General features: G+C 52.1%; 8 protein-coding genes. All 8 read left to right on the forward strand.

What is annotated here, in order from left to right:
• The first annotated feature begins 122 nt into the window (after positions 1 to 122).
• The 8 genes from HAV38_RS10785 (at position 123) to pheS (ending at position 11196) form a co-directional block, all read left to right on the forward strand.
• Positions 123 to 1286, forward strand: coding sequence for an efflux RND transporter periplasmic adaptor subunit (locus HAV38_RS10785; protein ID WP_168055215.1), 1164 nt, complete (start codon positions 123 to 125; stop codon positions 1284 to 1286).
• Positions 1279 to 4374, forward strand: a complete 3096-nt coding sequence (locus HAV38_RS10790; RefSeq protein ID WP_168055217.1) for an efflux RND transporter permease subunit — start codon at positions 1279 to 1281, stop codon at positions 4372 to 4374. Before HAV38_RS10785 ends, HAV38_RS10790 begins: the two co-directional genes overlap by 8 nt.
• A gap of 74 nt (positions 4375 to 4448) precedes the next feature.
• Positions 4449 to 5957: an efflux transporter outer membrane subunit gene (locus HAV38_RS10795; protein ID WP_168055219.1), complete on the forward strand. Its 1509-nt coding sequence runs from the start codon at positions 4449 to 4451 to the stop codon at positions 5955 to 5957.
• Positions 5958 to 6456: 499 nt separating this feature from the next.
• Positions 6457 to 8364, forward strand: a complete 1908-nt coding sequence (thrS, locus tag HAV38_RS10800) for a threonine--tRNA ligase (protein ID WP_168055221.1) — start codon at positions 6457 to 6459, stop codon at positions 8362 to 8364.
• Between the two features lie 59 nt (positions 8365 to 8423).
• Entirely contained in the window at positions 8424 to 8945 is a 522-nt protein-coding gene (infC, locus tag HAV38_RS10805; protein ID WP_108439777.1) for a translation initiation factor IF-3, read from the forward strand.
• Between the two features lie 241 nt (positions 8946 to 9186).
• Positions 9187 to 9384 (forward strand): 50S ribosomal protein L35, encoded by a 198-nt coding sequence (gene rpmI, locus HAV38_RS10810; protein WP_168055223.1) that lies wholly within the window; start codon positions 9187 to 9189, stop codon positions 9382 to 9384.
• Positions 9385 to 9407: 23 nt separating this feature from the next.
• Positions 9408 to 9767 carry a 50S ribosomal protein L20 gene (gene rplT, locus HAV38_RS10815; protein WP_168055225.1) on the forward strand — a complete coding sequence of 120 codons (360 nt, stop codon included), beginning with the start codon at positions 9408 to 9410 and terminating at the stop codon, positions 9765 to 9767.
• A gap of 412 nt (positions 9768 to 10179) precedes the next feature.
• Positions 10180 to 11196 (forward strand): phenylalanine--tRNA ligase subunit alpha, encoded by a 1017-nt coding sequence (gene pheS, locus HAV38_RS10820; RefSeq protein ID WP_168055227.1) that lies wholly within the window; start codon positions 10180 to 10182, stop codon positions 11194 to 11196.
• Positions 11197 to 11226 lie beyond the last annotated feature (30 nt).

The following is an 11226-nucleotide window of genomic DNA, read 5'->3' on the forward strand; positions in this document are numbered from 1 at the left end:
GGTTGGAGGATTCTCCACACATCGGCTCTCGCTCTTCGTTTGGATGGCATCAAGGCGGTAAAAAGCTGCTTTTGACCGCACACCCGTTGGACGGCACAACGATTTTTTAATTAAGCCCCATCATGCAAAAGATTCTTTTACAACCAAAGAAACCATTGTTCGTACTCGCCGCCGTCGTTTTAGTCATCGCTAGCATCGGTTGGCTTACTCTTGGCAATAACGCGCAAGATGTCGCCCGCGCAGCCCAAATAGATGCGGCACCCACGCCCAATTTCGTTCGACTTGATGAGCAAATATTCGTGCCGTTTCATTCGCCTTTGCGTGATCGCATTGTAGTTCAACCGGTGTCAGCCATGGATACTGCGCATACAGTCGAGTTACCGGCGCAGGTAGAGGCTAATCCGGCGCAGACCATTAACATCGTGCCACCGGCAACCGGAAAGTTGCTGGAACTAAAGGTCGGGTTGGGCGATCACGTTAAAAAAGGACAGCTGCTGATGGTGATGACGTCTGGCGATTTTGCCCAGGCGACCTCGGATCAGCAGAAGGCACACGATACGTTGCAACTGACAAAAAAAGGCCTTGAACGGCAACGCGGCGTGCAAGACGCGGGAGCGGGCGCAGCCAAGGATTTTGAGCAGGCCGAAAGCGCCAATAGTCAGGCGCAGGCAGAGTTTACCCGCGCTGATACGCGCCTAAAGTCATTGGGTACTATAAGCGCTGACAGCAATGGACGCAGACTCAATATCCTCGCACCGACCTCCGGTAGCGTCACTGCTCTGTCGGTCGGCGTTGGTCAAAGTCTCAACGATCCGAGCGCCGTGTTGATGACGATAGCAAATCTGGAGAACGTCTGGATTACCGCCAATGTCCCGGAGAATTTGCTGTCATCGGTGAGGACCGGACAATCGGTCACCATTCGTTTGCCCGCATATGCTGGCGCACAGCTCAACGGCAATGTCCAATTTGTCAGTGATGTTCTTCAGCCGGATACGCGCCGGGCGCTGGTACGCATCAGCATGCCCAATGTTGACGGAAAACTGAAGCCGAACATGTTTGCCACTGCGACCTTTGCCGTAGCGCAAACCGCCGCGCCGGTGGTGCCAACGTCGGCATTATTGATGAATAACGACGATACCACCGTTTTTGTCGAGACCGCGTCATGGACGTTCATCCGGCGTAAAGTTGAACTCGGGCGCGAAGGAAACGGCAGCGTCCGGATTCAAACAGGGTTGAGAGCGGGTGAGCGCGTTGTAATTCAGGGCGGAGTGCTACTTAATGATTAATAATGTCGTTCGCTATTGTCTGCAAAAGCGTTATGCAGTGATTCTGGTGACGATATTGGTGGCGCTGTTTGGCTATTATTCGTGGACGCGCATGGCGGTGGAGGCTTACCCAGAACTAGCCGACGTCACGGCACAGGTCACCACCCAGGCGCCCGGTCTGGCCGCAGAAGAAATCGAACAGCAAATTACCATCCCGCTGGAACGCCAATTAAGCGGCACGCCCGGCCTGGTCCATATGCGCTCATCCAGCACGTTCGGCCTGTCTCTGATTACACTGACCTTCAAGGACGGTGCGGAAGACTATTTCGAGCGTCAGCGCGTTACCGAGAGGATGACGCAGGCGACCCTTCCCAGCGGCATTACGCCAACCCTTGATTCGGTCAGTGGGCCTTCTGGAGAAATTTATCGCTATACGCTTGAGTCGGATAGCAAGAATCTGCAGGAATTATCGGAGATTCAGCGCTGGATAGTCATGCCGGAATTACGGCAGATTCCCGGCATTGCCGATGTCGCTAATTTCGGCGGGCTGACCATGGAATATCAGCTGGAGGTAGATCAAAACCAGTTGCAGCGATTTGGTATCTCACTATCAGATGTAACGACCGCCATCAACAGCAATAACGCAAATGCGGGTGGCAGTCGCATCACACGCGGCGAGCAGGGCTATGTGGTGCGTGGTATAGGCAGGATGCGCAGTTTGTCAGACCTTGGCAATGTCGTAGTCAAGCAATTTAGTGGTGTCCCAGTATTGGTACGCGATCTGGGCAAGCTGCAATATAGCCATCAGGAACGTCAGGGTATTCTCGGTAAGGACAATAATCCGGACACGATAGAGGGCATCGTCAAGCTGGTGAAATACCAGAATGCATCGGAAGTAATCAAGGACGTGCACGCTAAGGTCGCACAATTGCAGAAGCAACTGGCACCACAAGGCGTGCGGATTGTTCCCTACATCGACCGCGATGAACTGATTCAGTTAACCGTCCATAAAGTGAGTCACACAGTCATTGAGGGCATTGGGCTGGTGTGCATTGTCTTGATACTATTTCTCGGCAGTCCGCGCAGTGCGCTGGTCGCAGCGGTGACTATTCCGCTGGCGCTGGTCGCAGTGTTTATTATGATGTATGCGACCAAAATGCCGGCGAATCTATTCTCCCTGGGCGCAATCGATTTCGGCATTATTGTCGATGGGGCGATTGTCGTCACGGAAGCGATTTTACGGCGGCGTGAGGCTCGACCAACAGAGGAGTTAAACGAAGAAGAGGTGCGTGCTGCCACGACCGAGGTCATCAAGCCGATTTTCTTTGCGACGTTAATTATCATTAGCGCCTATCTGCCATTATTTGCATTTGAGCGGGCCGAGGGCAAGTTGTTGTCGCCGATGGCTTTTACCGTCAGTTACGCGTTGATAGGCGCACTGATTTGCAGCATCGTATTAGTGCCTGGACTGGCTTACATGGCGTTACGCAAGCCTCGCAAAATATTTCACAATAAACCGCTGGAGTGGTTAAGTGCAGGCTATCGCCAAACGCTAGGGCGACTGTTAGAGCAGCCATCAATTGCGTTCGGAATTGGCGCGCTAGCATTGGTGGGCGTGATCGTATTGGGTGCAGCCACCGGGCGCGAATTTATGCCACAAATGGACGAGGGCACTTTATGGTTGCAGGTTCAATTGCCATCCGGTCTGTCGTTGGAAAAAGGCAGCGAGATGGCGGCGGAATTGCGGCGTACCCTGCTTTCTTTTCCTGAAATTTCTTACGTCGTTACGCAATTGGGCCGCAGTGATGACGGCACAGATGCCTGGACGCCGTCGCACATGGAAGTGCCGGTAGGATTAAAACCATATAGCACCTGGCCCGACGGAGAAAATAAAGCCGAATTCGTGCGTCGTCTAAACGCACGGTTGACGCAATTGCCGGGCTTTTTAATCGGGATTAGTCAGCCGATTAGCGATAACGTGAACGATGCCGTGGGTGGCGCGCATAGTCCGCTTGTGATCCGAATTTACGGCGAGGATTTTAAGGAGTTACGTAGAATCGGTAATCAGGTTGTCGATGTCTTACATGGCGTCAGAGGTAGTGCGGATGTGTCGATTTTTCAGGAGCCACCTGTTCCACAGATGGTAATTGACATTGACCGCGAGGCTGTAGCACGTTTAGGCATCAACATCGCCGATATTTCCAATCTGATTCAGACCGGTATCGGTGGCGCCCCGGTCACGCAAATGTACGTGGCTGATCGGGTCCATAACGTGACGGTGCGCTTCCCTAAGGGCAATCGCAGCGGCCCCGAGGCTTTAGGTAATTTGGTCTTGACTGCCCCTAACGGTGCCCGGATACCTTTGTCGCAATTAGCGCATATTCACGCCGGTACCGGCGAGAGCACCATCACGCATGAGAGTACCCATCGGCAATTAACTGTGCGGCTGGATTATGCAGATCGCGATCTGCTTTCTTACTTTAAGGAAGCGCAAGCCAGGGTGGCACAGGATGTTCGTTTCGATCACTCGAAATATCGCCTGGAGTGGGCCGGGCAGTTTGAAAATCAGGAGCGCGCGCAGGCACGCCTGGTGGTTGTTCTGGCTTTGGTTCTGGGTTTGATGGCAATCATTTTATATGCCGGATTCGGCAAATTGCGACAGGCAATATTAATCCTCGGGGTGGTGCCGTTAGCCGCGCTAGGTGGATTGATCGCGTTGCGGGTCACAGGCAATACCATCAACGTTGCCACTGGCGTTGGCTTTATCGCGTTGTTTGGGGTGGCAGTACAGAACGGCATCATTATGGTATCCAACATTAACCGTGTCCGGCAGCAGGGGTTGGCATTAACGGACGCCGTATTAACCGGTGCGTTAGAGCGATTCCGCCCCGTTTTGATGACGGCCACCGTCGCATCGGTCGGCATGTTACCGGCGGCGCTGGCGACCGGTGTCGGTACGGATGTGCAACGAGGACTGGCGACAGTGGTGGTCGGTGGCTTAATCGTCGCGACCTTGTTGACGCTATTTATATTGCCGACACTTTATTTCTCTTTGGAGCGTTGGATCGAACGTCGCAAAGGAGTGAGTCTGATCCCTGACGGGCGTTGATCGTTGGTCGTTGATCTCGATTTGCAACGCAAGAATTCGGACCATCAGACCGAAAAAGATTGAATAGGTTAATTATGAAGAAAATCACTTTACAGTCCATTGCTTCTTCCTCGATATTGGCAGTCGCTCTGGCCCTGACAGGGTGCACGGTAGGCCCGGACTTTAAACAGCCCGACCCGCCAGCGGTGCAAGGTTATACCAGGGAACCGCTGCGTTCAGACACCGTTTCCGCTGACACAACCGGCGGTACGGAACAACAATTTGTGGCGGGCATGGATATACCAGCGCAATGGTGGACCCTGTTTCAATCGGCACAATTGAACGCGGTCATTGCACAGGCGATCAAGGCCAGTCCAGATCTGCAATCGGCGCAGGCTGCGCTGCGTGCGGCCGAGGAGCAAGTCGCCGTGCAGCGTGGCAGTTATTTTCCTGCCGTAGATTCCAGTTTTTCGCCCGCCCGTCAGAAGGTGCCGACGACGCCGATTCAGTCCGAGACCCCGGTATTTAATTTGTATACCACCCAAGTCAACGTCTCGTATAGTGCGGATGTGTTCGGTGGTAATAGACGTCAGGCAGAAAATCTGATTGCACAAGCCAGGCAGCAGCGCTTTCAATTGGAAGCGGCCTATTTGACTCTGACCGCGAATGTGGTTGCAGCGGCCGTGCAAGAGGCATCGCTACGGGTCCAAATTAGCGCGACAGAGGAGGCTATTCGCAGTCAGACTACTTTGCGAGGCTTGCTGCAACGACAGTACGCACTGGGAGATATCTCTCAAGCTGACGTGGCCGCCCAAGCCGCAGCGATGGCGCAGACACAGGCGACATTGCCACCACTACAAAACGCGTTGTCGATACAGCGCAACCGACTGACGGCGCTTACCGGGCGCCTTCCGAGTCAGGAACTGGAAGAAAAATTTGTTCTGTCGCAATTGCAGTTGCCGCAGCAATTACCGGTCAGCTTGCCTTCTAATCTGGTGCGGCAACGACCTGATGTGCGGACAGCGGAAGAGCAGTTGCACGCGGCTTCCGCAGCTGTAGGCGTAGCAACAGCCAATATGCTCCCGCAAATTACCTTGACTGCCAACATTGGCAGTTCGGCGACTCAGCTCGGCAATCTATTTGCGGGTGGAACCGGATTCTGGGCGCTTGCCGGAAGTGTAACGCAGCCGCTTTTTGCTGGTGGGGCGTTATTGCATAAAAAGCGCGCAGCGGAAGCGGTAATGGAGCAGGCATCCGCGCAATATCGCAGCACCGTTATTCTGGCATTCCAAAATGTGGCGGATAGTTTGCGGGCGCTGCAATACGATGCACAGACCCTCAAAGCCCAGCTTGCGGCAGAACGCGCAGCGTCAAAAAGTCTGGAGATTTCTCGTAAATCGGTGCAGTTAGGGGCGAGTAGCCCCCAAACGCTATTGACCGCGCAGCTCACTTATCAACTGGCGGTGATTAATCTGGCGCAGGCGCAGGCCGCGCGTTTTGCCGATACTGCTGCGTTGTTTCAGGCCTTGGGCGGCGGCTGGTGGAATCGTACGGACGATAACGTAGTGGATGGGAAATTACCGTCAAGCAAACCGTTGCCATAGTTTTACGATCAAGCGATCCATAACGAAGCAAGCGGCGAGCGTCAGGGTAGTTGCGACGGCGGGCTTTCACGATGGGGATACGCTACAAAGCGACTTGTTAAAAATTTTTCACAGGAAATATCCCGATCCGATATTGTTGCTGCCTGACAGGTTGTATTTTCTGGTATCATTCGAAGGATAATTGTTGCGCGTGCTGACTTGGTACAGTCTTGGTGTTGTCATTTCCAAATGAGCGGAATTGGCTGTACATCAAACTAGCGTTAATCAACATCCTATATAAGAGCGAGAAAGGCATTCTGGTTATGACACCGCGAACTACCACCACAATTTGTGCGCGACTCTAGTCGAGGTCTTTTTCACTATCGAAAAAGCGCGGCTGGTCCGCGTTTTTTTTCGCCCACATTTTTGACCGGTTTTACCCATCTTCGTCAAATTATTTAATTTAATGCGACATCGCTGTATTTCTATACAAGCGATGATTGATTTGGAGCACATAAAAATGGTAGCAGTTACACTTCCCGATGGTTCCCAGCGTCAATATGACGCGCCGCTGACAGTCGCCCAGGTGGCGGCAAGTATTGGAGCCGGACTGGCAAAAGCCGCGCTGGCTGGCAAAGTCGATGGCGTCGTGGTCGACACCTCCTATCTGATTGAGCGCGATGTCGCGCTGGCAATTATTACAGATAAAGATGCTGAAGGCCTGGACGTGATTCGCCACTCAACTGCCCATTTACTGGCTTACGCGGTCAAAGAACTCTTCCCCGATGCGCAGGTGACTATCGGACCGGCGATTGAAAACGGTTTTTATTACGACTTCGCCTACAAGCGCCCATTTACACCCGAGGATTTGATCGTCATCGAGAAAAAAATGGCCGAGCTAGCCAAAAAAGACGAGCCAGTGACCCGCGCAGTAATGCCGCGGGACGAAGCGGTCGCGTACTTCAAGTCAATCGGCGAGGCTTACAAGGCAGAGCTGATTGCGTCAATTCCAGCGGATCAAGAGGTCTCACTTTACACAGAAGGCAATTTCACCGACCTGTGCCGCGGCCCGCACGTCCCGTCTACCGGCAAGCTAAAAGTGTTCAAGCTCATGAAGTTAGCGGGCGCTTACTGGCGCGGTGACGCCAAAAACGAAATGCTGCAACGGGTGTATGGCACTGCCTGGGCCAAAAAAGAAGATCAGGAAGCCTACTTGCATATGCTGGAAGAGGCAGAAAAGCGCGATCATCGCAAACTCGGCCGCGCGCTGGATTTATTTCATATGCAGGAAGAAGCGCCGGGTTTGATATTCTGGCATCCAAAAGGCTGGACTATCTGGCAACAGGTTGAGCAGTTCATGCGGCGTGTTTATCAGGATAATGGCTATCAAGAAGTTAAGGCCCCGCAGATTCTGGATCGTTCGCTTTGGGAGAGAACCGGACATTGGGAAAACTACCGCGACAACATGTTCACCACCGAGTCTGAAAATCGCAGCTATGCGCTAAAGCCGATGAATTGTCCCGGCCATGTGGAGATATATAACTCGTCGTTGCATAGTTACCGCGACTTGCCGTTGCGGTTTGGTGAGTTTGGACAATGCCATCGCAACGAACCGTCGGGCGCGTTGCACGGCATGATGCGCGTGCGCGGTTTTACCCAAGACGATGGTCATATCTTCTGTACCGAAGAACAGGTGCAGAGCGAAGTCGCCGCCTTTGATAAAGTCGTCCGTGAAGTCTATGACCGTTTCGGCTTTACCGAAGTCGCCGTGAAGCTGGCCTTGCGCCCGGACAAGCGGGTAGGCGAGGACGACGTATGGGATACTGCCGAAAACGCGTTGCGCGATGCATTGCGTGCGTCTGGCACTGCATGGGAAGAGTTGCCGGGTGAGGGCGCGTTTTATGGTCCTAAGATTGAATACCATCTGAAGGATTCGATTGGTCGCTCATGGCAATGTGGCACGATGCAGGTCGATTTTTCGATGCCGGGTCGTTTGGGTGCGGAGTACGTGACAGAGGACAACAACCGCAAAGTGCCAGTGATGTTGCACCGGGCAATAGTCGGTTCGCTCGAGCGTTTCATCGGTATTTTGATTGAAAATCATGCCGGCGCGATGCCGCTCTGGCTGGCACCGGTTCAGGTAGTGATTTTAAATATATCGGATGCGCAGTCTGAATACGTCCAATCTGTTGCACAAATGCTCAAGAAACAAGGGTTTAGAGTCGAGTCAGATTTGCGTAATGAGAAGATTACCTATAAAATACGCCAGCATTCTTTGCAAAAACCGCCCTATATCCTAGTTGTAGGTGATAAGGAGCGTGATGCAAATACAGTGGCCGTGCGTGCGCGGGGTAATGTCGATTTAGGTGTCATGTCAGTTGACGCATTGGTAGAGCGCCTCAAAATCGAGGTCGACACCAAAGCCTGAATCAAGAACCCATAGCGTGGTAGCACGGCTTATCTATTTGATTTTTAAAGGAAACTGCAATAGCTACGGACAAGTCACATCGCATAAATGGTGAAGTAACAGCACCTGAATTGCGTCTAAGCGGCGTCGAAAACGAACCGCTCGGTATCGTCTCTTTGGCGGAAGCCTTTCGTTTGGCTGAGGAAGCTAACGTAGATCTGGTGGAAATTGCGCCGACTGCACAGCCTCCGGTAGCGCGTCTGATGGACTATGGTAAATTTAAATACCAGGAACAGAAGAAAGCGCACGAAGCCAAGTTGAAGCAAAAGGTTATTCTGGTTAAGGAAGTCAAATTCCGTCCGGGAACCGATGATGGCGATTACGGCATCAAACTGCGCAATCTGACTAAGTTTCTGGAAGATGGCGATAAAACCAAAATCACCCTGCGTTTTCGCGGTCGTGAGATGGCCCATCAGGATATCGGTGTGCGCATGCTGGAACGCTTGAAATCTGATCTGGAGCCATTCGGACAGGTAGAGCAGTGGCCGAAGATGGAAGGGCGCCAAATGATCATGATCATTGGCCCCAAGAAAAAGAAATAAATGAAAGCGGCGTTAATGCGATGAAGTGATTCATTGCATTAATTTCTCTTTTTATTTGTGGTTATCCGAGCAAATTATTGTTTGGATAACCCAAAAGCAACGGATGCGATTCCGTTGCAAATCTGGTCATGGAATTTGGGTGGCCAGGTTTAAACAAGTGAGAGTAGGCATCCAAGTGCAACGATTGTTGCCACCTGCAATCATGTTAAAAAAGGAGCTGTCCTTAAGGACAGATAGAATCATGCCAAAAATGAAAACGAAAAGCGGTGCTAAGAAGCGCTTTCGCGTCCGTCCGGGTGGAACTGTTAAACGCGGTCAAGCGTTCAAACGTCACATCCTGACCAAAAAAACAACCAAGACCAAACGTAATTTGCGTGGTTCAGTCGGTGTCCATGAAACAAACATGGTATCCGTCCGCGCAATGTTGCCGAACTCATAACCTCACACTATTAAGGAGTTACTATGCCTAGAGTAAAACGTGGGGTTACAGCTCGTGCCCGTCATAAAAAAGTTTTAGCCCTTGCTAAGGGTTACCGCGGTCGTCGTAGTAAAGTTTACCGTGTTGCCAAGCAAGCAGTTATGCGCGCTGGTCAATATGCGTATCGTGACCGTCGTAACAAGAAGCGCGTATTCCGTGCATTGTGGATCGCCCGTATTAACGCCGCTTCTCGTGAGCATGGCGTAACATACAGCGTATTCATGAATGGTCTGAAACGTGCCTCTATCGAACTGGACCGTAAAGTCCTGGCCGATATGGCAGTGATGGACAAGCCAGCATTTGCTGCGATTGTCAATCAAGTTAAAGCCATCATCGCTGCGTAATAAACGACGTAGTTTTGCTTATGTGGCGTACGGCAAGGTGACTAACGTGACCTTGACTGGTGCAGCATAGCAATCACAAGCGGGGCAGAGGTGAAGACCTTATGCCCCGCTTGTGTTTTTAACTGTCGCTTTGTTTTTTATTGATTTCTTAATGGCTTCTTATTCCGGTTTTCTTTAGAAATGAAAGTTCGGTAAGGCGGAAGTGATGTTCGGTAGCTATTGCGGTCGAACTGTCTGAACGTCTGGGGTAATATGATTGCCCTAGCGTTATTCTCCCTCAAACCGCGATTTCTGGAACGCACGTAATGTCCAAATTGTTTTGGCTTGTTGCGTTTTTCGGGTTTCTTGAATTCCTTTTGTTTTTAATCTTTACTGGAATTTTTCGGCTTCCCATTGGAGCAGGAAAAACTGCATGAACTCCCTAGAACAACTTGTAACGCAAGCCCAGGCTGATTTTATCGCCGCAATCGATGCGGCTGCGCTGGAAAACGCCAAAGCCAAATATCTTGGCAAGACCGGTCAAATCACCGAGCAAATGAAAGGCCTGGGTAAGCTAGGACCAGACGAGCGCAAAGTGCAGGGGGCTGTCATTAATGTCGCCAAACAGCAAATCGAGAACGCGCTGACCGCGCGCCGTGATGCGCTGGCAGACGCGCAAATGCAGCTGCGCCTGAATGCCGAGGCGATTGATGTCACATTGCCGGGTCGTGGCCGCGGCGTTGGAGGTATCCATCCGGTGATGCGCACCTGGCAACGGGTGGAAGAGATTTTTCGCTCTATCGGTTTTGACGTGGCCGACGGCCCCGAAATCGAAACCGACTGGACCAACTTCACGGCACTGAACAGCCCGGAAAACCATCCTGCCCGTTCAATGCAGGATACGTTTTACATCGAAGGCAATGACACGCAAGGCAAGCCATTGTTGCTGCGTACGCACACCAGCCCGATGCAAGTCCGCTATGCGCGCATGCACAAGCCGCCGATCAAAGTAATCGCGCCGGGTCGTACTTATCGCGTTGATAGCGACGCCACCCATTCGCCGATGTTTCATCAGGTTGAAGGTTTGTGGATTGCCGAAGACATCAGCTTTGCCGACCTGAAGGGCGTGTATCTGAATTTCGTCAAAGCATTCTTTGAGACTGACGATTTGCAAGTCCGTTTCCGACCGTCCTACTTTCCATTTACCGAGCCTTCTGCTGAAATTGACATTGCATTCGGAAGCGGTCCGCTCAAGGGCAAATGGCTAGAGGTGTCCGGTGCCGGTCAAGTCCATCCAAGCGTGGTGCGGAACATGGGACTTGATCCGGAGCAGTACATCGGCTTTGCGTTTGGCTCCGGCCTTGAGCGCCTCACGATGCTACGTTACGGCATCAATGACTTGCGTCTATTCTACGAAGGCGACTTGCGCTTTTTGAAGCAGTTCAATTAAAAAACAAGCAAGCCCCAGACGTCTCGGATA

Origin of the sequence: Glaciimonas immobilis, from assembly GCF_011947285.1 — a bacterium.
Taxonomy (GTDB): domain Bacteria; phylum Pseudomonadota; class Gammaproteobacteria; order Burkholderiales; family Burkholderiaceae_D; genus Glaciimonas; species Glaciimonas immobilis.

Excerpts from the sequence above, each read along its gene's own strand:
- HAV38_RS10785 (WP_168055215.1), top strand. The coding sequence starts at position 123 with ATGCAAAAGATTCTTTTACAACCAAAGAAACCATTGTTCGTACTCGCC.
- HAV38_RS10790 (WP_168055217.1), top strand. The coding sequence starts at position 1,279 with ATGATTAATAATGTCGTTCGCTATTGTCTGCAAAAGCGTTATGCAGTG.
- HAV38_RS10795 (WP_168055219.1), top strand. The coding sequence starts at position 4,449 with ATGAAGAAAATCACTTTACAGTCCATTGCTTCTTCCTCGATATTGGCA.
- thrS (WP_168055221.1), top strand. The coding sequence starts at position 6,457 with ATGGTAGCAGTTACACTTCCCGATGGTTCCCAGCGTCAATATGACGCG.
- rpmI (WP_168055223.1), top strand. The coding sequence starts at position 9,187 with ATGCCAAAAATGAAAACGAAAAGCGGTGCTAAGAAGCGCTTTCGCGTC.
- rplT (WP_168055225.1), top strand. The coding sequence starts at position 9,408 with ATGCCTAGAGTAAAACGTGGGGTTACAGCTCGTGCCCGTCATAAAAAA.
- pheS (WP_168055227.1), top strand. The coding sequence starts at position 10,180 with ATGAACTCCCTAGAACAACTTGTAACGCAAGCCCAGGCTGATTTTATC.